This is a genomic window from Mesoplasma grammopterae ATCC 49580 (genome assembly GCF_000701525.1).
GTDB classification, from domain to species: domain Bacteria; phylum Bacillota_I; class Bacilli_A; order Mycoplasmatales; family Mycoplasmataceae; genus Mesoplasma; species Mesoplasma grammopterae.
On record NZ_JNJC01000004.1, the window covers coordinates 18721 to 44835 of the forward strand.

Annotated in this window: 35 protein-coding genes; all 35 read right to left on the reverse strand. The window is 30.0% G+C overall.

The features are described 5' to 3' along the window. Positions 1-22: 22 nt before the first annotated feature. The 35 genes from T314_RS0101605 to rplC all read right to left on the reverse strand — a co-directional run bounded on the left by T314_RS0101605 (position 23) and on the right by rplC (position 26072). Positions 23-2551 (reverse strand): hypothetical protein, encoded by a 2529-nt coding sequence (locus T314_RS0101605; RefSeq protein WP_029511903.1) that lies wholly within the window; start codon positions 2549-2551, stop codon positions 23-25. A gap of 20 nt (positions 2552-2571) precedes the next feature. Next, positions 2572-6861 carry an ABC transporter permease gene (locus T314_RS0101610; RefSeq protein WP_029511904.1) on the reverse strand — a complete coding sequence of 1430 codons (4290 nt, stop codon included), beginning with the start codon at positions 6859-6861 and terminating at the stop codon, positions 2572-2574. Positions 6862-7088: 227 nt separating this feature from the next. After that, on the reverse strand, positions 7089-7844 hold the full coding sequence (gene truA, locus T314_RS0101615; RefSeq protein WP_029511905.1) for a tRNA pseudouridine(38-40) synthase TruA: 756 nt from the start codon (positions 7842-7844) through the stop codon (positions 7089-7091). Between the two features lie 14 nt (positions 7845-7858). Next, positions 7859-8857, reverse strand: a complete 999-nt coding sequence (locus tag T314_RS0101620) for an energy-coupling factor transporter transmembrane component T family protein (RefSeq protein ID WP_029511906.1) — start codon at positions 8855-8857, stop codon at positions 7859-7861. A 1-nt stretch (position 8858) separates the two neighbouring features. Next, complete coding sequence (locus T314_RS0101625) at positions 8859-9806, reverse strand: energy-coupling factor transporter ATPase (RefSeq protein WP_029511907.1); 948 nt, start codon at positions 9804-9806, stop codon at positions 8859-8861. Continuing rightward, positions 9797-10627, reverse strand: coding sequence for an energy-coupling factor transporter ATPase (locus T314_RS0101630; RefSeq protein ID WP_407635197.1), 831 nt, complete (start codon positions 10625-10627; stop codon positions 9797-9799). Before T314_RS0101630 ends, T314_RS0101625 begins: the two co-directional genes overlap by 10 nt. Positions 10628-11118: 491 nt before the next feature. Further along, positions 11119-11478 carry a 50S ribosomal protein L17 gene (gene rplQ / locus T314_RS0101635; protein WP_029511909.1) on the reverse strand — a complete coding sequence of 120 codons (360 nt, stop codon included), beginning with the start codon at positions 11476-11478 and terminating at the stop codon, positions 11119-11121. Positions 11479-11498: 20 nt separating this feature from the next. Continuing rightward, positions 11499-12452, reverse strand: a complete 954-nt coding sequence (locus tag T314_RS0101640; protein WP_029511910.1) for a DNA-directed RNA polymerase subunit alpha — start codon at positions 12450-12452, stop codon at positions 11499-11501. A gap of 25 nt (positions 12453-12477) precedes the next feature. After that, a complete protein-coding gene (gene rpsK / locus T314_RS0101645) occupies positions 12478-12870 on the reverse strand; it encodes a 30S ribosomal protein S11 (RefSeq protein WP_011183046.1) in 393 nt (130 codons plus the stop codon). 22 nt (positions 12871-12892) lie between these two features. Further along, the gene (gene rpsM / locus T314_RS0101650) at positions 12893-13258 is read right to left on the reverse strand and encodes a 30S ribosomal protein S13 (protein ID WP_011183045.1); all 366 of its coding nucleotides are present in this window, start codon (positions 13256-13258) and stop codon (positions 12893-12895) included. Between the two features lie 57 nt (positions 13259-13315). Beyond that, entirely contained in the window at positions 13316-13429 is a 114-nt protein-coding gene (rpmJ, locus tag T314_RS03825) for a 50S ribosomal protein L36 (RefSeq protein ID WP_011183044.1), read from the reverse strand. A gap of 68 nt (positions 13430-13497) precedes the next feature. Beyond that, a complete protein-coding gene (gene infA / locus T314_RS0101655; protein WP_011183043.1) occupies positions 13498-13734 on the reverse strand; it encodes a translation initiation factor IF-1 in 237 nt (78 codons plus the stop codon). A 12-nt stretch (positions 13735-13746) separates the two neighbouring features. Then, entirely contained in the window at positions 13747-14505 is a 759-nt protein-coding gene (gene map / locus T314_RS0101660) for a type I methionyl aminopeptidase (protein WP_029511911.1), read from the reverse strand. Next, a complete protein-coding gene (locus T314_RS0101665) occupies positions 14506-15144 on the reverse strand; it encodes an adenylate kinase family protein (RefSeq protein ID WP_029511912.1) in 639 nt (212 codons plus the stop codon). A gap of 13 nt (positions 15145-15157) precedes the next feature. Beyond that, entirely contained in the window at positions 15158-15565 is a 408-nt protein-coding gene (gene cdd / locus T314_RS0101670; protein ID WP_011183040.1) for a cytidine deaminase, read from the reverse strand. 77 nt (positions 15566-15642) lie between these two features. Then, positions 15643-17103 (reverse strand): preprotein translocase subunit SecY, encoded by a 1461-nt coding sequence (secY, locus tag T314_RS0101675; RefSeq protein ID WP_029511913.1) that lies wholly within the window; start codon positions 17101-17103, stop codon positions 15643-15645. A 1-nt stretch (position 17104) separates the two neighbouring features. Then, complete coding sequence (gene rplO, locus T314_RS0101680; protein WP_011183038.1) at positions 17105-17542, reverse strand: 50S ribosomal protein L15; 438 nt, start codon at positions 17540-17542, stop codon at positions 17105-17107. A gap of 18 nt (positions 17543-17560) precedes the next feature. After that, positions 17561-18181 carry a 30S ribosomal protein S5 gene (gene rpsE / locus T314_RS0101685; RefSeq protein WP_029511914.1) on the reverse strand — a complete coding sequence of 207 codons (621 nt, stop codon included), beginning with the start codon at positions 18179-18181 and terminating at the stop codon, positions 17561-17563. 20 nt (positions 18182-18201) lie between these two features. After that, complete coding sequence (gene rplR, locus T314_RS0101690) at positions 18202-18549, reverse strand: 50S ribosomal protein L18 (RefSeq protein WP_029511915.1); 348 nt, start codon at positions 18547-18549, stop codon at positions 18202-18204. 25 nt (positions 18550-18574) lie between these two features. Further along, on the reverse strand, positions 18575-19117 hold the full coding sequence (gene rplF, locus T314_RS0101695) for a 50S ribosomal protein L6 (protein ID WP_029511916.1): 543 nt from the start codon (positions 19115-19117) through the stop codon (positions 18575-18577). Between the two features lie 19 nt (positions 19118-19136). Next, complete coding sequence (gene rpsH / locus T314_RS0101700) at positions 19137-19526, reverse strand: 30S ribosomal protein S8 (RefSeq protein ID WP_011183034.1); 390 nt, start codon at positions 19524-19526, stop codon at positions 19137-19139. Positions 19527-19557: 31 nt separating this feature from the next. Beyond that, positions 19558-19743, reverse strand: a complete 186-nt coding sequence (locus tag T314_RS0101705) for a type Z 30S ribosomal protein S14 (RefSeq protein ID WP_011183033.1) — start codon at positions 19741-19743, stop codon at positions 19558-19560. A 19-nt stretch (positions 19744-19762) separates the two neighbouring features. Continuing rightward, complete coding sequence (rplE, locus tag T314_RS0101710; protein WP_011183032.1) at positions 19763-20305, reverse strand: 50S ribosomal protein L5; 543 nt, start codon at positions 20303-20305, stop codon at positions 19763-19765. 17 nt (positions 20306-20322) lie between these two features. Further along, a complete protein-coding gene (rplX, locus tag T314_RS0101715) occupies positions 20323-20652 on the reverse strand; it encodes a 50S ribosomal protein L24 (protein WP_011183031.1) in 330 nt (109 codons plus the stop codon). A 13-nt stretch (positions 20653-20665) separates the two neighbouring features. Further along, positions 20666-21034, reverse strand: a complete 369-nt coding sequence (rplN, locus tag T314_RS0101720) for a 50S ribosomal protein L14 (RefSeq protein WP_011183030.1) — start codon at positions 21032-21034, stop codon at positions 20666-20668. Between the two features lie 13 nt (positions 21035-21047). Then, positions 21048-21308, reverse strand: coding sequence for a 30S ribosomal protein S17 (gene rpsQ / locus T314_RS0101725; protein ID WP_029511917.1), 261 nt, complete (start codon positions 21306-21308; stop codon positions 21048-21050). Continuing rightward, positions 21305-21724 (reverse strand): 50S ribosomal protein L29, encoded by a 420-nt coding sequence (gene rpmC / locus T314_RS04165; RefSeq protein WP_029511918.1) that lies wholly within the window; start codon positions 21722-21724, stop codon positions 21305-21307. Before rpmC ends, rpsQ begins: the two co-directional genes overlap by 4 nt. Beyond that, positions 21724-22137 carry a 50S ribosomal protein L16 gene (gene rplP, locus T314_RS0101735; RefSeq protein WP_011183027.1) on the reverse strand — a complete coding sequence of 138 codons (414 nt, stop codon included), beginning with the start codon at positions 22135-22137 and terminating at the stop codon, positions 21724-21726. Before rplP ends, rpmC begins: the two co-directional genes overlap by 1 nt. Beyond that, on the reverse strand, positions 22137-22862 hold the full coding sequence (gene rpsC / locus T314_RS0101740) for a 30S ribosomal protein S3 (protein ID WP_011183026.1): 726 nt from the start codon (positions 22860-22862) through the stop codon (positions 22137-22139). Before rpsC ends, rplP begins: the two co-directional genes overlap by 1 nt. Before the next feature lie 18 nt (positions 22863-22880). Further along, positions 22881-23219 carry a 50S ribosomal protein L22 gene (rplV, locus tag T314_RS0101745; protein ID WP_011183025.1) on the reverse strand — a complete coding sequence of 113 codons (339 nt, stop codon included), beginning with the start codon at positions 23217-23219 and terminating at the stop codon, positions 22881-22883. A gap of 18 nt (positions 23220-23237) precedes the next feature. Next, positions 23238-23501, reverse strand: coding sequence for a 30S ribosomal protein S19 (rpsS, locus tag T314_RS0101750; protein WP_011183024.1), 264 nt, complete (start codon positions 23499-23501; stop codon positions 23238-23240). Between the two features lie 18 nt (positions 23502-23519). Then, positions 23520-24365, reverse strand: coding sequence for a 50S ribosomal protein L2 (rplB, locus tag T314_RS0101755; RefSeq protein WP_029511919.1), 846 nt, complete (start codon positions 24363-24365; stop codon positions 23520-23522). Between the two features lie 67 nt (positions 24366-24432). Then, positions 24433-24717: a 50S ribosomal protein L23 gene (gene rplW, locus T314_RS0101760; RefSeq protein WP_011183022.1), complete on the reverse strand. Its 285-nt coding sequence runs from the start codon at positions 24715-24717 to the stop codon at positions 24433-24435. After that, positions 24717-25343 (reverse strand): 50S ribosomal protein L4, encoded by a 627-nt coding sequence (gene rplD / locus T314_RS0101765; protein WP_029511920.1) that lies wholly within the window; start codon positions 25341-25343, stop codon positions 24717-24719. The genes rplW and rplD overlap by 1 nt, the downstream gene beginning before the upstream one ends. 12 nt (positions 25344-25355) lie before the next feature. Further along, a complete protein-coding gene (gene rplC / locus T314_RS0101770; protein WP_029511921.1) occupies positions 25356-26072 on the reverse strand; it encodes a 50S ribosomal protein L3 in 717 nt (238 codons plus the stop codon). Positions 26073-26115: the final 43 nt, after the last annotated feature.

The window sequence follows — 26115 nt, forward strand, 5'->3', positions numbered from 1 at the left end:
GCGAATTAATAACTCGCATTTTTTATATTCTGTTAAATGAATTTATTTTATATTTTGAACTTGTGTTCTCTTTATAAACTGACACATTATATGTGTAATAAACATCTTTCTTAACTTTATACATTATCTTGTAATTTAAAACTTCTTGTTTAGAATCTTCTTGATAACTTACAAATTGTGTTGAGAATAAATCTTTATTTGATCAGTAATTCATTTTTTTATTTCTATTAAAAGTTATATCGCTTAAATTGTAATCAATATACTTTCTAGTCATTTTCACAGGTCATTGAATTATTTTAGCTGTTAATCCATTTGTCAATAATTCATTTACATAAAACAAGATTGAATCTTGATTGTAGCTCTTATCATCATAGTTTAAACCTAAAAGATATTTTCAAGCTTTATGTCCTCAAATTTTTTCTTCTTCTGTATTATTAGAATTTTTAGGTCTAATACCTAAAACCTTATTTTTTCCATTATCATCTTTTACAAATTTCATCATTGATCATATAACTGCTAAATCAGAAGTTCTACCATCTGTTGGAGTGTAACCAAGAACCTTGTCGATAGATACCGGATTTTCTTGACCTTTGATAAAGAAATCATATTCATTAGATATATCACTGCCTGTTACAGTAGCCAATAAACCTAAAATTTTGTAAAACAATGGAAGACTTGAATCAAATCCTTTTAGAATTAATGTTAAAACATCTCCTATTGATATTCCTAAAACATTTATTCTAAAAATATCTTTAACTGATTTATTAGACATATCTATTGGTAAATTCACATTAAATAATTTTAAAATTGATTGCAATCTACCTTTTTCATTAATTATTTGGCTGAAGAGATTATTAAATAGACTTCATGTTTCTGGTAAATTTTCACTAACTTTTATATTACTTAATTTTCTAATTGTTTTATCTAAATAATCAATAAAGTCATCCGTTGGTTTATTTTTAAAATTTCCTGTTGGCTTATTTGGTGAATTATCAGTACCAAAACCCATATTAGTCAATTGTTCTTCAAGGGGTCCTTTTATTTGTTTTCCAATTCAACCAAAAGGCCCTCATGAATACATATTTTTCAATGTTGTATTTAATTGACTAGATAATGTTTCAAAAAAGTTGGTCATGTCTATACCAGATAAAATAGAACTAATAACTCCAGCAACTATACTTCCTAAATTTTCAGTTGATAAATCTAGTAAAGAAAGTAATGCACCTATACTTCCAGAAACTTGGTTATCTAGAAAACCCTTAGCAAGTGAGGCAAATAAAATATTAAAGATACCATTCGGTCCAGTAGTGTTATTTTTTCATTCACCTACATTAACTGATACAAGAAAGCTTTTATTAGCTTTTAAAACTTTTTGATTTAAATCCATTTTTGTATTACCATCAGTTATGTCGTCATCCACTTGAAATAGAATTTTTAAAACTCTTGAAGATCTATACCCATTGGGATCACTGCCTTTATACATAATGTCATAGAAAATAGATAATATTCCATTCAAGCTTCTTTTATCAATATTTTCTTTTGAAATATTTTTATCATAAACTTCATTCATTATTTGAAGATTAGTTTTGTAAGGGCTAAATAAATGATTTTGGTCTATTACCATCGAAGGATCAAGCATATATTCTGGTTGATTAAATGCATCTATATAATAAGATAATGAATATATAAAGTTTAATAAATAAACTATACTATCTGAAGTAAATTTAAACTCATGTTTTGATACTTTTTGATCATCTTTAGAAAATATTTCTTTGTACATAGCAGAAGATGCATTAAAGAAATTTCTAGCTATATTACTTGAATCTTCATCTTGAATTTTAAAATTTCATGCTCCAGTTTCGCTTGTCAATCCATAGTTAATACTCATGAAACTATTGAAATTTGATAAAGTATAAAATTTTAAACCTCTGTAAGTTCGAACGCCTTCACCTCATAGTTGGCTGTAAGTTGGAGCTGGATAATGTTTGAACATTTTAACAAAAGATATTTTATCAGCAAATTTTAATATGCTTGAGTCAAATTTATCAGCTTTTAAACTTCCGCCGCTTGCAAATGAAACATAAGAAATTCAATTTAAAAATTCATTAACACCATCAACTTTTAATCCATCGTCATCAATTGAATTTTCTAATAAGCTTACACCTTTATCAGCTGCACCAAATATAAGTTCTGATGTTGCATCTTCATTTTTATATTTATAATTTTTGTCTTTATAAATTTTATTTAAAGTTTTTTCAGCTGATTTCATATCATATTTCTCAGCGTTAAAATTTGCATAACTTAAAGCAGTATCAATATTGCTAATGTCACTTACTTTTTGATCATTTAATCAATTTGTTGTAACATCTGAATTTTGTTTTTGAGCATTAGTTATAATTGGTGCTTTAAATAAAACAGAAGTCTCATCAATTTTCTTTTGAATTTCTGAAGTTACTTGAGTTATTACTTGTTTTTGACCAACATTTAACAATGATACTGCTGGAGTTGCTCCAATAGTCAGAGCACTTAAACTTAATAATATTTTTTTCATAATCTAAATACCCTTTCTACTTAGAGATCTGCGTTTTGTAAAATTTGCACAGAGTTAGTTTTTGTTATTCGTTTGTAACCTGCGAAAATTGCTATTCCATAAATACCAACAATTCCTAGGAAAACCACAATTGGTAATCATATAGGGAATGCTATTGGTAAAGCAACTCCGCTTAATAACATAATGTTTACAGCTTTTGCAAAAATAAATCATCCTGCTGCAAATCCCACAGCAAACATTGTTGATATAACAATTAGATACATTCCCATTACTGTTTTAACAACATAAGCATCATGATACCCTAAGACTCTCATTGTTGATATAAACCTTATGTTGTCAGTAATAATAATTGATGTTGTTAGTAAAATAATTACAAATGTTAAAGATAAGATTAAGACAATCGCTATTGCAATTAATAATAAAATCAACTGTGATATTTCTTCTAACATATCTTTTGATAAATCAATAGGTAATATTCATTCTACAGTTCCAATACCACTACCATCAAATGCTGCGTGAGTAGCACTGAATTTAGCTTCCATTCCATTTAATGCTGTTGGAGAATAATCTCCAAATGCTGTTGAAACACTCATAACTGTATTGTAATCAGCAACATCAGTTTTGTTAGAATACTTGTAATTGAAAACTGGATATTGATTTTCAAATATTTTAAGAATCAATTCGCCTAACTCTTTTTCATCATTATTTTGTGGATGCTCAATAAATTTGTTTTTAAATAAATCTAAATCATCTAGACCATTCTTTGTTAAATCTAAACCTTTAATTTTATTGTAAATTTTTAACTCTTCTTGATCTTTATCTTCAATAATTATTTTATTGTTAAATTGATTAAGTGTTGAATATCCAAACTGTGTATTTCATTGTTTTGTAAAGAAATTTTTTCACAAGTAGTTTTCAACTTCATCATATTTAAGAATAGATTTTGCATCATCATTTTTTATTCATGCTTGAGCTGATCCGTATCCTTCATGAATTCCAACAATTTTAAATTTTGTATTTGTTATTTTATTACCAATGATTGTGTCACCGTTTAATACAGAATTGTAATATTCAGTTGGTTTAGAAATACTTGTCATAAAGTTAATTGCATTTTTATCATCTAAATCAGGTCTTGTTACTAATATATTTGAACCTAAACTATTTGTTCTTGAATTTTGTTTAAATCCACCAGTTCCATTTCATAAAGTGCTAGTATCTCAATCATTTAATTTGTAAGGAACTATTTCACCTTTTGAAGCATCTTGTAATTCATTTTGAATAACATTTAAATCTACTTCTTGACCTTCTTTAAGATTTAAAGTTTTTGCTAGTGTTTCATTAATAACGATTCCATTTGTTTCTTTAGAATTAAATAATTTTTCCATTAAATCATTATTTCTAGAATCTCTTAAATCTAAAAATCTATCATCATTATCGATTCCATAAATTTTAAAGTTTTTACCATCTTTTTCAGCTTGAATTTTTGTTCCTAAAGCTTCTTGACTTGGATCGTATGAAACTAAATTAAATGCCATTGAGTAATTTTTATCATCTGATTTAAATGCATTAATCAATGTTTGTTTCACAGAATAAGGAGGTCTTGAGAAAGCTGACTGAATGATTGCTTGATCAACACGATTATTAAATAAGAATGTAAATCATTCTCACATATCTGTAATAGCTTTTGTTGCAGTTTCTTTGTCATTTTCTTCAGCCATTTTATCAAAGTTTAAACCTAAGTAATAATCATTAGTTGATTCTTCAGTATTGTCTTCTGATGCAATTCTAAATGAACCTATTCCTGTGTAATTCCCATTAGTTAATTTAAATTTATTATTTTGATTTGTTTGATTTTCATATTCAATTTTACCTGTTTCAGCTTTTAATAATGTTTTTAACATATTCTCATTATTTAATAGGTACATATTTGCTAAGTTACCATTTGATGAATTAAATAAATTAATTTTCTCATCTTCAGTCGCATTGATTCAATCTTTATCACTCATAATTTCTGTTCCATGATCACTTCTAAAATCATTACTTATAGATAAACCAATTGATTCAGAATATTTAGCATAGAAAGTTTGCATTGCAGCTCCTGCTTCATACATTGTTTTTGCTGAATTTATTTCACTAAATAAATTTTGGTAATCAAATCATTGTTTTAAAATGATAGGGGAAATCATTTTTCCTAATACATCTGAATTACTTGCAGCAGGTACACCATATTTAGATAATTGTCTGAAATAGTTACTATCAAATATTGAACCTTCTAAATTTAAAAGCTTCATATTTGCTAATGATAATTCGATAAGGTTTGGAATTGCATATTCATCATCACTTGATGCAGTAAATAAGTTTTGAATAAAAATTGAATAGTATTTTTCACTTATTTCATTATTAAAGTAATCAGTCATGATTTGATCATAATCAAAGTCACCATTGTCTCTTAAAGCTAAGCTTGTTCATCCACCAGCTGTTTTTGAGTAAACCATTTCATCTTGTTTAGTTGAAGGGTTAAATGTTTTAGCAAAAGTTAAGGGGTTATTATAACTTGGCTGAGCATATTCAACTATTTGTTTATATTTAACACCAGTATATGTTGCTTTTTCATTTCTTTTTAAGATATCTGGAGCAGCAAATGAAACTGTAAATAACATTGATGAAAGTAATACTACAAAACCAATTGCCATCATTTTTCCAAAAGCATCTACTAATAAAGCTTTTCTTAATTTTGAACCAAATGATTTTCTAAAATGAATACTTCTTAATTTAGCTTTAAATGCACTAGCTTTTTGATTAAAGGTTGCAGTAATTAAACTTAATGATGATTTACGCATTAACAGTGTAGCTATGACAAATGATATTGCTGATAAAATAAATCACATAACTCCAATCATTAACACTAATGTAATTCAATCAAAATCAAATTTTGAATAATTAAGTGAAAAATAACTGGCAAATTCATTAGTTAGAGTATTTGAAACGCTTATTGAAACAATATATCCCAATAATCCACCAATTGTTGATGCAATTACAGGCAACATAACAAAATTATAAACAAGTATACGTTTTCTATATCCTAATGCTTTTAATGTACCTAATTGTTTTGAGGCTTTTTCAATTTGTTTTTTTGTAACAAGTGATATTGTATATAAACATACAAATAAAATTAAAATAAATATTACAAAGGCTGCTATATTGTAAGTTTGAATAGTTTTTTGAATTAAAAGAATTCTTTTACTAAATCTGTAACTTGAGTCTTCTTTTCCATAAACTATTTTATTATTTGAATTTCTTCTAATTAATTCTTTTAAGTCACTTTCAAATTGTTCTAAACCTGTGCTTTTAGCTTTTTTAGCATCTTTAAATTTAATTGAATAAAATGATTCAATTTCGACATTTGAAGAAACTGTTAAATTACCATTTTGGTTTACGTTATATTCGTATAAATTTGATTCTTGATTGTATTTTAATCCGAACGCTGTTGGATTAACATAAATCATTACTTCTTTGCTACGGCTTGGCAATGTCGTTGAAGCATTAAAGATTGGCGACATAAAATCAGCTGAGCTACCAAATCCTACAACTTGAAATCACTGATAGTTTGAATAGTAAGTGTTATATTTACCACCAACAGCATCAATTTCAGTTACTGTAGATTCAATTTCTTTTACATCATTAGCTACTTGTTTATTGTCTGAATCTCTAACTAATAAAGAATTTCCTAAGTTATCAGCTTGTATTCTAATAACATCTCCTAATTCAATACCATTATTTTTTGCATAGTTTGGATCAATTACAACTTGGTGATGAGTTTGTATATCTTGACCTTCAAAAATAACTAATTTGTCTACTTCTTGGTTATTAAAATTATTTTCTTGAGAAGTTTTAGTAATTGCTTTAATTGTTAAGTCATTACGATTTTGTTTTACTTGAGAAAATTCTCTTGCTTCTGTTCTAGATCACTCAAACTGTAAGTCACTTGATTCTTCAAAATATTTCTCTTGTAATTTGTATATTCAATATTGTTGAGCTGCAACAAGGTTTTTTGGTGCTTCTTCAGTTTCTTCACTTTCCCCAGTTGCTACTTTATCATATGGATTTAAATCAATAACAGCATCATGAACTCTTGAGTTTTCATTCATTTCTTTATATTTTTCAATAACACGAACGTTCATTGAAACAACTAATGTTAAAACTAAAGACAGTAAAAAAGCTAAAACAGTAACACCTATTAATTGTGTTTTACTTTTAGTCGCATTTTTAAATGAGTTTTTTAACATCAAATAAATTTTTTTAAAATGCATAATTAAGACCTTCCCTTTAGAATTAAAATGTATTTATATAATTTTATCAAATTAATAAAAAAAAAGACACAATTGTGTCTTTTTTAAAGGGTGCAGTTGTGATGAACTCATAAATAAATCGTTTTCCTTCTTTGCCTAAGCTTATTCAAAAACATACGATTATTTTATCAGTGCATTACTTGTGTGATATTGTTTTAACAACACCCTTAATATAATAATACACTATTTTATGATTTAAAAACTATTTTATTTAATTTAAGGCCCTTTGCAGGAGCATTGAAAGGCGGTTTGTTACCCTTTCCTTGTAGTTTTTCTTTTATTTCATCAGCACTTATTTTTTTATTTAAATAACAATTAAGAGCTGACTGTACAATCATTCTTATTTGATATCTAATGAATCCTTTACCTTTAAAAGTTATAACAACTTTATCAAGTACCCTTTTTACATTAATGGATTCAATTTCTCTAATTGTTGCAATTTTGTTACTATCTAACTCTTTATGATTTAATCCAGAAAATAATTTAAATTCATGTTCACCTATAAATAAATTAAATATGTTTTGTAGCTTATCAATATCTATTTCTCCAAAATCTCAATTAAGTTCAAACCTATTTGATAGTATATTATATTCCTTATCATTTATAGTATAAGAATATTCTTTATGTAAAACATCTCTTATATTGAAGTCTTGTTCAACCTCTGTTATTGAACGAACTTTAATAGTTTCAGGCAAAGCCTTGTTTATGGCTTTTTTGAATAAATCAAGTTTTGGATTAAAAGCTAAGTCTAATAAAACTTTTTGATCAATTGCATGCACTCCCGTGTCAGTTTTACTAGCACCTATTGTTTTAAAAGATGCATTTTTAGTTACTCTATTAATAGCTTTATTAAGTTCTCCTTGAATTGTAGAAGTTTTTGGTTGTTCTATTCATCCATGAAAATCTGAACCATCATATTCTAAAGTTAATAAAAATTTAAACATTATTATATTATATTTTATTTTCTAATTCCTATAATTGTGTCAAGTCTTGGGAAACTAATGTGTCATAATCCTAAAACATTAACTGAATACAAAATTAAAAATAACATTAATGCAAAAGCAAATAATAATAAAACTAAATCCATTGTTCTAAATTTAAATTGTATGTATCTTGTTCTTTTTGAGTAAGGATCATATCCTCTTGCTTCCATTGCATAAGACAAGTCTTCTGCTTTTTGGAACGCTGATACTAATAATGGAATAATTAATGATGTTAAACCTTTAACTTTATCTTTTAATTTACCATTCTTAACATCAATTCCTCTTGAAGATTGAGCTTTCATAATTCTTCCTGCTTCATCAATTAAAGTAGGTATCATACGTAATGCAATAGAAATAATCATTGATAAAATGTAAACTGGTATTCCAATTCATTTTAATGGGTATAATAAATCTTCTATTGCCAATGTTAATTGTAATGGTGAAGTTGATGCTGTAAGTATACAAGTTAATGAAATCATTAAGTAAATTCTAAATGTCATTATTAATGCATTATATAAAGCTTTCTCACTGAATCAAACAGGTCCTATTTTATAAAATAAACCTATATTTTGATATCCATCAGGCATTGATGATAAATTGCTTGAACTAACTAAAAATTGACCAGAAATAGCTCCTCCAGAAAGTTTGTTTGCTCATACTCCACTAACTTGGTTATTCTTATCTAAAAAGAAATCTAAAGTACTTGAATCTGGGTGTGTTAGAAAAGCGTTCATTAAAAATATTACAAAGAAGACAAATAATACAGGTGGTAATAATCCAAGTAACATTCTAAAGCTTAGTTTAGACAGTGCAAAAATTGTAAGTATAACAACTGCACATATAATGTAACCTGTAAAACCAATAGGTAAGAAAATACTTATCATCAATAAAATGATCATTACTAATTTAAATCTAGGATCCATTGCATGAATAATAGAATTTTTTGGTAAATATCTACCGAATGTTACTCTCATATTATTTCCCCTTTCTTACTTCTTTAAATGTTTTTGCAAATTCATCAATTGTTCTAATATTTTTGTTTAATAAATCTATTCCTTGATCTTTTAATTTATACATAAGTTTGTATAATTTTGGTGGTTCAATTTGTATTTTTGATAATAATTCTTGGTTAGAGAATATTTCAAATGGTGAACCTTTTGAAATAACTTTTCCTTCATGCATAACTATTACTTCGTCAGCAACTTTTAAAACTTGATCCATATTATGAGTAACCATAATAATTCTTTTTCCTTGATTTTTATTTAATCTTAAAAATAAGTTCATGAAGTCTTCTTCACCTTTTGGGTCTAATCCACCTGTTGGTTCATCAAGAACTAATGTTTTACCATTCATTGCAATAATTCCAGCAATAGCAGTTCTTCTTTTTTGTCCCCCTGATAATTCAAAAGGTGATCTTTTTGCATATTCTCTTGGTAAAGAAACTAAATCTAATAGTTCAGGTATTTTTTTATAAACTTCTTCTTTGTCAGCTCCTAAATGAATAGGACCAAAAGCAATATCTTTTTCAATTGTATCTTGGAATAATTGGTATTCTGGAAATTGAAATACAAGTCCAACTTCTCTTCTTAAATCTTTAACTTCCTTAATTTTTTTAAGCCCTGCTGGGATTTTATAATCTCCAACAATTGTTTGACCTGTTTCAGAAATTAATAATCCATTAGTTAATTGAATCATTGTTGATTTCCCAGAACCAGTTGTACCAATAACACAAGTTATCTTTTTATCAGAGATTGATAAATCTGCGTTATCAAGTGCTCTAAATTCAAAAGGAGTCTTTTTTGAGTATGTATAGCTTACATTATCTAAAACAATATCACCAGTAAATGAAAATGATTTAATAGATTTTTTTTCTTCATTTCATTTTTTTAGATTTTGTTTGATTTCTTTTTTATTTATTTGCATAACTGTTTCACCAACTCATCCATATTTTGACTATGTTTTACTTTAATTCCTTCATTGCCTAAGGCTTCTTCAACTAAAGATAAAAATGGTATTTCTAATTTAATTGATCTTAAAAATTCTTTTTCTTTAAGAACTTCTTCTGGCTTACCAATCTTAACCATACGACCACCATTCATAACTATAACTTTATCTGCGTTAAGAATTTCATCCATGTCGTGAGTAATAGAAATAATTGTTTTTTTCATTTTATCTCTAAGTTCAACCATTATTTCTTTAATTTCTCTATTTCCTTTTGGGTCAAGCATACTTGTTGCTTCGTCAAAAATTAAGATATCTGGATTTAGAGCAAGTGCACTGGCAATAGCTACACGTTGTTTTTGACCACCAGATAAGTTTAATGGTTCTTTATCTAAGAAATTTTCCATTCCAACTTTTTTAGCTGAATCATAAATTATTTTTTGCATTTCTTTTGGATTAACACGTTTATTCTCTAGTCCAAAAGCAATATCAGCTTCTACACTAGAACCTATAAATTGATTATCAGGGTTTTGGAAAACAATACCTAAAAATTTACGTGCTTGATCTAAATTATCTTGAGTAACTACATTACCATATATACTTACGTGTCCTTCTTGAGCAGACAACACACCAATAAGCATTTTTGAAAGAGTTGACTTACCACTTCCATTGTGCCCAATAACAGCAACATATTCGCCATCATTAATTTCAAAACTAACGTCATTTAAAGCATAAGGAAAATCAGGAGCATATTTAAATTTTAAGTTTTCTACTTTAATTGCAACCTTATCAAGTTTAGTTAATTGAGCACCTCTACCATGATCTTTAACAGAATCTCTGGCTTCTCTTTTTAAGTTTTTAGCTTCAATTAATTCTTCTTTAGCTTGTTCTAAAATAACAGAACTATTTTTTCTTGTTGTTGAATTATAAATTTTTGTAATATTCTTTAAATTTTCTGAAAAAGACTTATCTTGGCAAATTGTTTTAAAAGCTTTTTTTGCTTCTATTGATTTGTTTTTGTACTCAACTAATTCTGCCTTTGAAATTTTGCCTTGCTTTTCAGCATCTTTAAATTTAAAGAAATTATTATTAGCTTCTAACATTTCAATATATTTGGCATGCAATTTAATCTTAAAGTCATTAAGATCTTGACTAGTCAATTTTGTAGTTTTGAATTTTTTCAATGAATCCATGGTGATATCCCCCTGTTTAAAATTTGTTTATAATAATTATAAATTAAAATAGATGAAATAGATAAAAAAAATAAGGCATATTAACCTTAATTTTTTTATTACTAAACTAATTCAATAATTACCATTGGTGCATTATCACCTTTACGGTTATCTAATTTTAAGATACGTGTGTAACCACCGTCTCTATCTTTATATTTTTTAGCGATAGTTGTAAATAATTTTTGTAAAACATCTTCTTTTGAACTTACTTCAATGTTTCTTAATCATGAAGCAGCTTGACGTCTAGCGTGTAAATCGCCACGCTTTGCTAAAGTAACCATTTTATCTAAATGTTTTCTTAATTCTTTAGCTCTTGTTTCAGTAATTTCTAAACGTTCTGAAACAATTAATTCACTAGTTAAGTTACGCATTAAAGCTACTCTTCATGCAGTATTCTTACCTTGTTTTTGAATATATGACATATATTTACCTCCTTATAATCTTAATTTTGTTTGAATGTTAATTCTAAAGCCGCAACTTTATCTTTAATTTCTTTTAATGACTTACGTCCTAAATTTCTAATATCTTGAATTTCATCTTCAGTTTTAGAAACTAATTCTCTTAATGTACTGATTCCAGCACGTTTTAAGCAGTTTAAACTTCTTTGAGTAAACTCTAATTCTTCAACAGGTTTGTCTAACTCTTTTTCTTCAACAGTTTCAACACCCATAATTGCAACTTCTTCTGCTTCTTCAGCTAAAGTAGTGAATACATCAAAGTGTGAAATTAGAATTTTTGATGCTAATGAAACAGCATCTGATGCTAAGATTGATCCATCTGTTTCTACTTCTAAGATTAATTTTTCAAAATCTTGCGCTTTACCTAAGTTGATTGGAGTTGATCCATAAGCAACTTTGATAATTGGTGAGTAGTTTGAATCGATTGTAATCATTCCTGGTACTACATCTTTTAATTCTTTGTTTTCTTTGAAAGTTTTGTAACCTCTTGAGTTTTTAGCATATAATACTAAATCTAAATTACCACCTTCAGCAACGTTTGCAATAACTAGGTCTTTATTTAAAACCTCTACTCCTGCTGGTAAAACTAAGCTTCCTGCAGTAACTGGACCAATTGTAGATGTACCTACTTTTAGTTCAACAGTTTCATCGTCATTGTAAATCGCGCTATCAATTCTTAAAATTAATTTTTTAATGTTAAGAACTATACGAGTTACATTTTCTTCAATACCTGAGATTGAAGTAAATTCGTGTTGTGCTCCTGCAATTTTAATTGCGAAAACACTTGCTCCAGGTGTTGATGATAATAATGTTCTTCTTAATGCATTACCTAAAGTTACAGCAAATCCTCTTTCAAGAGGAGCTGCTTCAAACTTACCGTAAAATTTATTTGGTGATTCTTTTACAATTCCGAATTCTGGTTTATTAAATTGTTTCATTCGCTAAAACTCCTTTGTTCTATAATTATTTTCTTGGACGTTTTTTAGGACGAACTCCATTATGAGGGATTGGTGTACAATCCTTAATTGAAGTTACTTCCATTCCAACGATTGTTAATGCTCTAACAGCAGCATCACGACCTGGACCTGGACCTTTTACTTCAACTTGAACTGATTTAACACCTTGATCCATTGCACCCTTAGCAGCTGCTTCTGAAATCATTTGTGCAGCATAAGGTGTAGATTTTTTAGAACCTTTGAACCCGATTGCTCCAGCACTTGATCAAGAAAGTACGTTTCCTTTTTCATCACTAATAGTAACAATTGTATTGTTAAAAGTAGAGTGAATATGAGCGATACCTTTTGGGATATTTTTCTTAATACGTTTTTTTGTATTATTTGTTTTTGGTTTTGCCATTTTTGTAATCTCCTTCTACCTTCTATTTTTTCTTGTTAGCTACAGTTTTTCTTGGACCTTTAACAGTTCTTGCGTTTGTTTTTGAAGATTGCCCTCTTACAGGTAATCCTTTACGGTGTCTTAATCCTCTGTAACATCCTATTTCCATTAAACGTTTGATGTTTAATGATACTTCTCTACGTAATTCCCCTTCAACTTTGAAGTTTGAAATTTCTGTAGAAATTGCTTTAATTTGTTCTTCAGTTAAATCTCTTGTACGAACATCTTCACTGATGTTTAATTTAGATAAAACTTTTTGAGATGTTGATAATCCAATACCATAAATGTATGTTAATGAAATTACAACTCTTTTTTCGTTTGGGATTTCTACTCCACTAATACGAGCCATATCTCTAATTCCTTTCTTAAATAAAATTTATTTTTAATAATTTTATATTTAGACTAATTAACCTTGTCTTTGTTTGTGCTTTGGTTGTGCACAAATAATCATTACGCGGCCTTTACGTCTAATAACACGACATTTGTCGCAAATTTTTTTGACTGATGATCTTACTTTCATCTGTAACCTCCGTATTTGTTCTTTTGTATTTAAACAATTTAAATCGACTTAAGTCGATTTTTTTATAATTACACTTCTGCTTTTTTAGCAATTTTTCTATATGTAATTCTTCCACGTGTCATATCATAAGGTGATATCACGACTGTTACTTTATCTCCAGGTAAGATGCGAATGTAATGCATTCGGATTTTACCTGACACGTGTGCATCAATAACAATGTCGTTTTCCAGTTGTACTTTGAATTTTGCATTAGGCAATACTTCTACAACCGTACCTTCAAATTCCATTTCTGCTTCTTTTGCCATAAACTACAACTCCTATCTTTTTGATTTAGTTAATACTTCATAACCACTATCAGTAATTAAGATAGTGTGTTCAAAGTGAGCAGTCATACTCTTGTCAGCTGAAAGAACTGTTCAATTATCTGCTGCAAGTTTAGTTTTGAAAGTACCCATTTGAATCATAGGTTCAATGCAAATTACCATTCCCGCTTGCAAACGCATTCCTGTATCTTTTTTACCATAATTTGGTATAAAAGGATCTTCATGCATTTCTGTTCCAATTCCGTGTCCAGTATAGTCTCTTGGAACTCCAAAACCAAAACTTTCTGCATGGTTTTGAATTATGCTTCCAATAGTACCAATACGAACCCCTGGGGCTAAAGCTTCAATAGCTAAATCCAGACATTCTTCAGTGACTTTTAATAGTATATCATGTTTTGTATCTTTTGCAATGCCAACTATCATACTAAATGCACTATCAGCATGATATCCTTCGAAAATACACCCTGTATCAACAGAAACTATATCTCCTTCTTCTAAAATTCTATCTTGAGGAATTCCGTGGACTAATTGCTCATTGATTGATACACAAATAGTTTTTGGGTATCCATGATAATTTTTAAAATTAGATTTACATCCTTTTTCAGTAATAAATTTTTCAAATTCTTTATCCAAATCTAAACAATTTACACCTACTTTTATCATTGATTTTAACATGTCAATAGCTTGTGCCAAAACTTGGCCAGCAACACGCATTTTTTCAATTTCTTGAGGTGATTTTATTGTAACAGCCATCTATAAAGCTCCTAAAACTTCTGCATAAACTTCTTCAGCAGTTGTGTTTGCATTATCTACAATATGAATAAATCCAGGTTTATTTTTATAGTAATCTACTAGTGGTGCTGTTTCATTTGCATATGCTTCAAGTCTAACTTTAACTTTTTCTGGAGCATCATCTGGTCTACGAACTAGTTCAGTTCCATCATTATCACAAATTCCTTCTAATTTTGGTTTTCTGCTAATTATGTGGTAACTAACTTTACATTTTGGACAAACTAATCTTCCACTTATTCTGTTTAATAAAATTTCACTTGGAACATCAATATATATAACTTTATCTATTTTTGCATTTAGTTCAATTAAGTTTTCTTCTAAAATTTTAGCTTGGTTTAATGTTCTTGGAATTCCATCAAAAATTAATTGATTATGATTATCTTGTAAAAAGTTTTTTACAATACCCATTGTAACTTCATCAGGTACTAATCTACCTTCATTCATATATCTTGCACATTCGATTCCTAAAGGTGTTTTATCATTGATTTCTTTACGCATCAAATCTCCTGTTGACATTTGATTAAATCCTTGGTTCTTGATTAATTTTTCTGCCAAAGTTCCTTTACCTGAACCAGGTGCTCCTAATAACATAATATTCATATTTTCTCTCCTTTTATTTAATAAGTTGTGCAGGCTCAAAAGCATGCGGTAATAATTCATTTATATTTGTTTCTAATTGAAACCCATTTTTGTTGTAAATTGAAATTGGTGTAGTTCAATTCACTAATTCAGAAATAACTTGACGGCAAACTCCACAAGGTGATCCCAAACTTTCAGAATCAGTATATAACTCTAAAGATTTTATATCTTCTTTTTTATAACCCAAAGAATAAACTTGAGACAATGCGGTTCTTTCTGCACATATAGTTGCAGGATATGCTGCATTTTCAACATTTACACCTTTAATGATTTCATTGTTGTTTAAATAGATTAAACAAGCCACTTTAAAATTTGAATAAGGGCTATAAGAATTATCTTTAAGTTTTAATAATTCCTTAAATACATTTTGTTTTTCAGTCATCTTTACCTCTTTCATAACAATTATATTATATCTAAAAATAGGTTTAAACCAAAAGAAAAAAGACTACTGATAGTCTTTTATCAAATATGACTTGAAGAATTTGTTGAGGCTTCTTCAGTAAAATTTTGTTTTTTGCTTTCAATAAATTTGTGTTGTGTAATTCTTCCTTGTAATTGTTGTGTTGTTTGAATGGCAACCGATATACAAATAATTAAACCGGTTCCCCCAATAGCTAACTGACTTGGTAAATTAGTCAATTTAGATATAACATATGGCAATGCAGCAATTGCAGCTAAGAATATAGCACCAAATAATGACAATCTATTAATAGTTCCTTTTAAGAAATTTGTTGTATCTTTTCCAGGTTTAATCCCAGGTATGAAAGTTCCTGATTTTTGAAAGTTCTCACTTATTTTTTCAGGATTAATTTGAACTTGGGCATATAAGAATGTAAATAATACAATCATTACAGCAAATATTCCAATTCCTCATCACGTATTAAATGAAAGATAATGTTGTGTAAACCTTACAAATGCATTTGCCGAATCAACGGTAGACGTGCTAGCTGTTGGGTCAATAATTTGTGCAATTGTAATCGGGGTTGATATCAATGCAGATGCAAAGATAACTGGTATAACCCCGGCATTATTCAGTTTTAATGGTAGATATGGTGTATGATCTTTTGAATCAATTAAACCACTACCGGTCTGCTGAATAGGTACTTTACGTTCCGCTTCATTCATAAGTACAACAGAGAATATAACAACAAAGAAAACTAACATATAAATAGAAAACTTAATTATCCCGTCAAAGAAAACGTTAATACTTTCATTTGAAGGTATTCAGAAATCATATGTAGCTTTTATTTGGTTAGGTAATTGAACAATAATACCAATAAAAATAACTATTGAAATACCATTACCAACACCTTTGATTGTAATTTGATCAGCAATTCATAACATAAAGTATGAACCAGCTAACATAACAAGTGGTACTAATACATAGTAAAATGCTGGAGATGCTAATACATTATCACTTGATCAACCAGGTTCAATAACACCTTGTTGTTGAAGTGTAAATATCGTTGCAATTCCTTGCATTAAAGCAAATGGAATCATTAATACTTTTGTTAATTTATCTAATTTCTTTCTCCCTCTTTCACCAGATTTATTTCATCTAGTTAAGATAGGAACAACATCAGTTGAAAGCAACTGAACAATAATGGAAGCAGTAATATAAGGAGATACCCCTAATGCTAGAATCGAGAATCTTCCAATAGTACCTCCCCCTAAAGTTGAAAGTAATTGAAAGAACTGTGAATTGTTAATAGCATTTTGATAATCAGAAGTTAATCTGATACCAGGTACTGTTATATATACTCCAATTCTAATAATCACTAATAATAATAAAGTAAAAGCGATTCTACCTAGAATATCTTTATTTTTAATAAAGAAGTTGCCAGTTTTTAAATCGCTATTATTACTTTGTGATTTTTTGGCTGAATATTGTTTGCTTTTTTTAGCGAACTTCTTTGCCATATTAAATCACCTCTACTTTTCCTCCAAGTTTTTCAATTTCAGCTTGAGCTGATTTTGAAACTTTGTTTAATTTTACATTAATTGCTGAAGTAATTGAACCTTTACCTAAAACTTTTACTAATTGTTTTTCGTTTTTGATAATTTTTTGTTCAACTAAAACTTTATGATCAATTAATGCTAAATTTAATCTTTCTAAATCTGAAAGATTAAGAATAACGTATTCTTTTTGGTTTGGAGAAGTGAATCCAATTTTTGGTAGTCTTCTGTATAAAGGAGTTTGTCCCCCTTCGAATCCTACACGAACTCCACCACCTGAACGTGAGTTTTGTCCTTTATGACCTCTTGTAGAAGTTTTCCCTTTTCCAGAAGCCATACCTCTACCTACTCTAGTAACGTCTTTTTTGCTACCTTCAGTATATTTTAATTCATGTAATTTCATAATTTGTATGCTCCTTTCCTATTTAGTTTCTTCTACTTTTGGTTTTTCAGTTTTAACAACTGGTTTTCCAAATCTTAAGTCATTTACTTTTTTAGCTGTATGCATTGATGATAAACCATCGATTGTAGCTCTAATCATATTGATTGGATTGTTTCTACCTAATGATTTAGCATAAACGTCTGCAATACCTGCTAATTCAATAACAGCACGAGCTGGTCCACCGGCAATAACTCCAGTACCAGGTTTAGCTGGTTTAATTAGAACTTGACCTGCACCAAAGTGACCGATCACTTCATGAGGAACAGTTGTTCCTCTTAAAGAAACTCTAATTAAATTCTTTTTAGCTTCTTTAACAGCTTTTTTAATTGCTTCAGGAACTTCGTTTGCTTTTCCTGTTCCTAAACCAACTTGACCTTTTTTATCTCCAACAACAACAACTGCTGCGAATCTAAAGTGACGTCCACCTTTTGTAACTTTAGTAACACGTCTAATTGTTACTACTTTTTCTTCAAAATCATCTTTTTGGAATTGTCTTGGTCCCTGAGGACGACGGTTTGGTTTTCTATCAAACTTTTTTCTTTCAGGTTGAGTTTGATTGTTAGCGTTTTCAGCTACTACTACTTCTGTTTTATTTTCCATATTTCTCACTCTTTACCTTTCTAGAATTTCAATCCGTTTTCTCTTGCTGCTTCAGCAAAAGCTTTTACTTTACCATGGTATAAGTATCCACCACGGTCAAATACTACATCAACAATGCTTTTTGCAATTGCTAATTTAGCGATTTCTTCAGCAACTTTTTTAGCTGCTTCAATGTTTCCTGATTTTAATCCCAAGTTTAATGATGATGCTGAAACTAAAGTTGTTCCAGTTGTGTCGTCGATTATTTGTGCGTAGAAATTAGTGTTTGATTTGAAAACATTTAATCTTGGTTTAGCAGGAGTTCCAGAAATTTTACTTCTAACACGGTAATGTCTTCTTTTTCTTGCTTCTTGTTTAGTATGTTTCATAATTCTATAACCTTAAGCTCTGATATTATTTACCAGCTGCTTTCCCTTCTTTTCTAATAATGATTTCATCTGAGTACTTAATTCCTTTACCTTTATAAGGTTCTGGTCTTCTGTATGATCTAATTTCTGCTGCAACTTGTCCTACAACTTGTTTATCAATACCTGAAATAATGATTTGAGTTGGTTTTGGACATTCTACTGTAATTCCTTGAGGAATTGTGTATTCAATTGGATGTGAGTATCCTAGTGAAAGATTTAATTTACTTCCAGCTAAAGCTGCTCTATATCCAACCCCGTTAATGTCAAGAGTTTTTTTGAACCCTTCACTTACACCGATTAACATACCTTGTAATAATGAGTTTGTTGTTCCGTGTAATTGTTTTGTATGTTTAATTTCATTAGCTCTTGTTGTTGAAAGATCTGTTCCTTCAACTTTGATTGTGATAACTTCTGCGAATTTTTGAGTTAAAGTTCCCTTTGACCCTTTTACTGTAACTGTGTTGTCTGATGCAACACTAACTTCAACACCTGCAGGGATAGTTAAAATTCTGTTTCCTATACGTGACATATTTTACCTCTACCTCCTATTATCAGACGAAAGCCAATACTTCTCCACCAATGTTTGATAGACGAGCTTGTTTTCCTGTCATGATTCCTTGTGATGTTGAAACTATTGCAATTCCTAAACCGTTTAATACTTGTGGGATTTCGTTTGCTGGTGCATATACTCTAAGACCTGGTTTAGAGATCTTTTTAAGTCCTGAGATTACTCTTTGTTTTCCTTGATATTTTAATTCAATAGTAATAGTTTTTTTAACTTCACCTTCAACAGTGAAGCTTGAAATGAATCCTTCTTCTTTTAAGATGTTTGCAATTTCCAATTTCATTTTTGATGAAGGAATGTTAACAGTTTTTAACATTCTTTGGTTTGCATTACGGATTCTAGTTAACATATCTGCGATTACGTCTGTTGTCATTTTTTATTTCCTTTACTCTTTCTATTTCCTATTATCAAGAAGCTTTTCTAATCCCTGGGATTTGACCTTCGTATGCATATTTTCTAAAGCATAGACGACAAATTCCAAATTTTTTAAGCACAGCATGTGGTCTACCACAGTTATTACATCTAGTGTAGTTTCTTACGCCAAACTTTTGGTGTTTAGCTTGTTTAACTTTTAATGATTTTTTAGCCATTTATTCCTAATCCCCTTTATTATTTAGCGAAAGGCATTCCAAATTTTTCTAATAATTTGTATGCTTCCTCGTTTGTTTTTGCAGTAGTTACAATTGTGATATCCATTCCGCGTAGTTTTTGAACTTTATCATAATCAATTTCTGGGAAAATAATTTGTTCTTTAATTCCCATTGTGTAGTTTCCAAATCCATCAAATGAAGTTTTTGGAACCCCTCTGAAGTCACGCACACGTGGTAAAGCAACATTTGTAAGACGGTCTAAGAAGTCATACATCTTTTTCCCTCTTAAAGTTACTTTTGTACCAATTGGCATTCCTTCTCTTAATTTAAATACAGCTAATGATTTTTTTGCTTTTGTTACTAATGGTTTTTGACCAGTTAATTGTTCTAATTCAACAACAGCTGCATCAAGTTTTTTTGGATCAGTTGTAGCTTCTCCAACTCCCATGTTGATAACGATTTTTGTAAGTTTTGGAACTTGCATTACTGATTTATATCCTAATTCTTTAAATAATTCAGGAGCAATTTGTTCAGTATATCTAGTTTCTAATCTTGATTTCATTTCTTCATGTCCCTTTCTTATTTACTTGCCTTTTTTAATGGTGAGTTAGATTTTTTTGCAATTCTAACTTTTTTACCATCTTCAATTTGGTATCCCACTTTTGAAATACCATCTTTGTTTTTAGGATCTTGTAATGCTACGTTTGATAAATTAATTTTTGATGGAACTTCTTTAATTCCACCTTCTGAGTCAGTTTGTGAAGGTTTAACATGTTTTAAAGAGTTAATTCCTTGTACTGATACTCATTTTTTGTCTTTTGATATTCAAGTGATTGGTCCTAATTCACCTTTGTGTGAACCAGCGATAACTTTAACCACGTCACCTACTAAGATTTTTGATTTGCTCATTCTCTGGTTCCTCCTATAATACTTCTGGAGCTAGAGATGCGATTTTTGCAAATCCAGCTTCTTTAATTTCACGTGCAATTGGACCGAAAATACGAGTTCCACGTGGTGATTTATCTTCTTTAATAATTACTACAGCATTTTCTGAGAAACGAATGTATGTACCATCTTCTCTTTTTAATTCTCTAGTAGTTCTAACAATAACAGCTTTAACAACTTGACCTTTTTTAACAGCTCCTCCTGGAGTTGCTGATTGAACTGAACAAACGATGATGTCTCCAATTCCTGTAAACTTTCTAACTGATCCACCTAAATTACGAATAACACGAACTTCTTTAGCACCTGAGTTATCTGCTACTTTTAATTTTGATAATGTTTGAATCATATCTCTTTATCTCCTATAAAACAGCTTTTTCTACTACTTTTACTAATCTGAAGTTTTTTGTTTTTGATAAAGGACGTGTTTCCATAATTTGAACTTTGTCCCCTATTTTAGCAACTTGTTGTTCGTCGTGTGCTTTATATTTTTTAGAATACTTAACACGTTTTTTGTAGATTGGGTGGTTTTTGTAAGTTTCAACTAATACAGTAATTGTTTTATCCATTTTGTCAGATACAACTTTACCAACTAGTATTCTTCTACTATTTCTTTCCATTATTTAGTTTCTCCTTCGTTTACATCATTTTGTTCTTCAACTATTGCATTAGCCATAGCTTCTGCAATAGCGTCATCATTACTTGCACTGTTGTTTTCATATTGTGCTTGTAATTCTTCGATCATTTTACGTTGTTTTGCTCTAACTTCTTTACCAGCTTTTTCAGCTTCAGTTACAGCTTGGTTATAGTTTGTTTTAACAGTTTTGTTTACTTCTTCACCAGCTTTAGCTTTTTCAGCTATTACTAATTGAATTCTTGCAATTTCTTTTTTAATTTCTTTAATACGGTGTGTTTGTTCTAAACTTCCAACAGCAGCTTGGAATTTTAATGCGAATAACTCAGCTTTTTTAGCTTCGTTTCTTTCTAATAATTGTTCTACTGAAAGCGCTCTAATTTCATCCATTAATTTATTTGCCATTATTCTTCACCTCTTTTAACGAATTTGCAACGAACTGGTAATTTGTGCATTGCAAGACGTAAAGCTTCTCTTGCAGTTTCTTCACTAACTCCAGCAATTTCAAACATAACTGTTCCTTCTTTTACAACTGCTACTCATTTTTCAGGGTTCCCTTTTCCAGATCCCATTCTAACTTCAGCAGGTTTTTTTGACATTGAAATGTGTGGGAAAATTCTCATTCAAACTTTTCCATCACGTCTCATATAACGTGTCATAGCAATACGAGCCGCTTCAATTTGACGGTTATCGATTCATGCTCCGTCAAGAGACATTAATCCATATTCACCAAAGTTGATTGTTTTAGCTCCTTTTGCTTTTCCTTTAAAACTAACTTTATGAGGTTTACGATATTTGGTTCTTTTTGGTAATAACATTATTTACGTCCCCCTCTGTTGTTGTTTTTGTTGTTGAATCTTCTGTCATTATTCATTGGTGCTTTTTCAGAAACTCTTTGGCTTTGACCTCCGATAACTTCACCATGATTAATTCAAACTTTAACACCAATTTGTCCATATGTAGTTGGAGCTTCATATAAAGCATAATCAATGTCTGCTCTTAATGTAGATAGAGGTACTGATCCTTCGATGTACCCTTCTGTACGAGCCATTTCAACTCCACCTAAACGTCCACTTACAGAAGTTTTGATTCCTTTAACTCCTGCTTTTAAAGCTTTTCTAATAGCTAATTTTTGAACTGTTCTAAATGAAGCACGGTTTGTAATTTGTTCTCCGATTCATCTTGCAACTAATGTTGCATCTGCATCAGGGTTTTTTACTTCAATTACTTTAACTTCAACTTTTAAGTTTCTATCTTTAGCAATTTTTTGAACTGCTGTTGCGATATTTGAAACATTTTTACCTTCTTGACCAAGCACGATAGCTGGACGAGCAGTTCTAATGATTAAAGTAATGTTTGAGTTTGTTCTTTCAATTTTAATTTTTGATACAGCTGCATCTTTTAATAATTTAAGAACTCCTTCACGGATTTTGATATCTTGATCTAATCATTTAACGTATTGATCTTTTTCAGCATATCAAGTGTCTTCTCAATCTCTAACGATTCCTAAACGTAAAACATTAGGTGATACTTTTTGTCCCATATATTCTTCTCGTCCTTCCTATATTCTTTCATCACTAACAATAATTGTTACGTGTGATGTTCTTTTTAAAATTTCGTATGCTCTACCATGAGCTCTTGGTCTAAAACGTTTTAAAGTTGGTCCTTCGTTAACAAAAATAGTTTTAACAAATAATTTATCTGCGTCCATTCCATTGTTGTTAACTGCGTTTGCGATTGCTGAGTTTAATAATTTTAATACTGGCTCAGCTGATCTTTTATCTAAGTTGTATAATGTTGCAATTGCGGCTGCAACTGGTTTGTTTCTGATTGTATCTGCTACTAATCTAACTTTTCTAGGAGAGATACGAATCATATTTAAATAAGCTTTTGCTTCCATATTGTCATCCTACCTCTTCTATTTCTTACCTTTGTCGTCTCCGTGACCACCGAATTTACGAGTTGGGGCAAATTCTCCTAATTTGTGCCCAACCATATCTTCTGTTACGTACACGGGAATAAATTCTTTACCATTGTATACTCCGAAAGTTTTACCGATGAATTCAGGGAAAATAGTTGATCTACGTGATCAAGTTTTTATAACTTCTCCATCTTTTGCAACTTCAGCTTTTTTAAATAAGTTTTCGTCTACAAATGGTCCTTTTTTTAATGATCTTGCCATGTCTTCTATTCTCCTTCCCTATTTCTTAGCATTACGCTTTCTTACAATAAGTTTCTCTGATGGTTTCTTAGTGTTTCTTGTTTTAACACCAAGAGCTTTTTTACCTCATGGAGTAACTGGGCTCTTACGTCCGATTGGAGTACGCCCTTCCCCTCCCCCATGTGGGTGATCGTTAGGGTTCATTACTGAACCACGAACTGTTGGACGAATACCTCTTCAACGGTTACGTCCAGCTTTTCCTCAATTAACTAAGTTGTATTCTTCGTTTCCAACTTCTCCAATTGTTGCGTAACAATCAGCTAAAACTTTTCTTACTTCTCCAGATGTTAAACGTAAAGTTACATATTTACCGTCATCATCTTTTCCTAAGATTTGTACTGATGTTCCAGCACTTCTAGCCATTTGTCCACCTTTTCCAGGTTTTAATTCAACATTGTGAATTAATGTCCCTTCAGGAATGTTTTTTAATGGAGCTGCATTTCCAACTTTAATATCTGCATGTTCTGAAGCAACAATTTTCATTCCAACTGTCATTCCTTTTGCAAATAAGATGTAACGTTTTTCTCCATCTAAGTAATTAACTAAACAAATAAATGCGTTTCTGTTTGGATCGTACTCGATTGTAGCGATTGTTCCAGCAACATCTCTTTTATTACGTTTAAAGTCAATAATTCTGTATTTTTGTTTATGTCCTCCACCTTTGTGACGTGTAGTAATTAAACCACGGTTGTTACGTCCGGCTTTAGAGTTTTTAGCAGCTAATAATGATTTTTCAGGAGTACTTGTTGTTAAAGTTGCCTTGTAATCAATACTAGTCATATTTCTACGACCGTTTGTCGTAGGTTTATATTTTTTAATTGCCATAATATCCCTTTCTATAGCTTTTTTATTTTTGATTTATAATATTTGTCGCCTATGGGCTAGGTTTTTTCTATAAATCGCTTAAAATGTCTAATGTTTCACCATCTTTTAAAGTGATGATTGCTTTTTTGTAGTTATTTGTTTTTCCAACAAATCTACCCATTCTTTTTTCTTTTCCATCGTAATTCATTGTTCTTACTGATTCAACTTTTACTTCAAAGATTTCTTCGAATGTTTTTTTAATTTGAACTTTATTAGCTCTTCTGTCTACTAAGAAAGTATATACACCGTTTGCGTGACCTAAAAATGATTTTTCAGTTAACACAGGTTTTTTAATTACTTCTGTTAAATGCATTATGCGTATACCCCCTCAACAGCCATTGCAGCTTCTTCTGTCATAACTAATTTAGCTGCATTTAAGATATCAAATACGTTTAATTTGATTGATGGTAAAGTTTTTACCCCTTTAATGTTACTTGAAGATTTAATTACTAATTCTTCATTTTCTTTAGTAATGATTAATGTTTTTTGATCATCAATTTGTAAATTTTTCATTACGCTAATCATTTCTTTTGTTGATGGTTTAGCGAAATCAAATTTATCAACGATTACAAGATTTTGTTCACTAGCTTTAATTGATAATGCTGATTTAAATGCTAATGCTCTTACTTTTTTGTTTACTGATTTCTTGTAGTTAATATCAGGTGTTGGACCAAAAGTAACCCCTCCACCTCTTCAGTGTGGTGCTCTAATTGATCCTTGACGTGCACGTCCAGTTCCTTTTTGTCTTCAAGGTTTTTTACCACCACCACGTACTTCAGCACGAGTTTTAGTTTTTTTAGTTCCTTGTCTTAAAGCAGCTTGTTGTGAAATAACAGTGTCATAAATAGCTTGTTTATGTGGTGCCACATTTCAAACGCTATCGTTTAATGAAATTGTTTTAACTTCTTGTCCTTGGACGTTTAATACTTTTAATTCCATACTTGTCTCCTATTACTCTTCTGTTGAAACAACTTCTTCAACTACTGGTGCTTCGATTGGAGCTTCAGTAGCTACTGGTGCGTTTCTTACTAATAATTCTGCTGCTTGTGTGTTTGATAAACCTTTAACATTGGCTTTGATTGTAACAAATCCTTTGTTTGGTCCTGGAATTGAACCTTTAACTAACATTATGTTGTTATCGATTGCAATTACTTCTAAGTTTTGAACTGTACGTTTAACATGTCCCATGTGACCTGCCATTTTTTTAGATTTGAAAATACGGTTGATAATAGCTCCCATTGAACCTATACCACGGTGGTAACCTGACCCGTGAGCCATTGGTCCTCTTGAGTAGTTATGTCTTTTGATTGCTCCCGCAAATCCTTTTCCTTTTGAAATTCCTGTAACGTCAACGTATTGACCAGTTTCGAAAATGTCTGATGCTGAAATTACTGATCCAACTTCAAACCCTTCCATGTTTCTGATCTCTTTTACGAAGCGCTTAGGAACTGAGTTAGCTTTTTTGAATTGTCCTAATTCAGGTTTGTTTACTAAGTTTTCTCTTTTGTCGAATACTCCTAATTGAGTAGCAACGTAACCATTTGTGTCAAGAGTTTTAACTTGTAAGATAGTGTTTGGTTGAACTTCAACTACAGTAACTGGTACTAATTTCCCGTTAGCTGTAAAAACTTGAGTCATTTCAACTTTACGTCCTAAGATTCCTTTCATCTTTTTATCCTCCTAATTGATAATCATGTATATTTCGTTACTT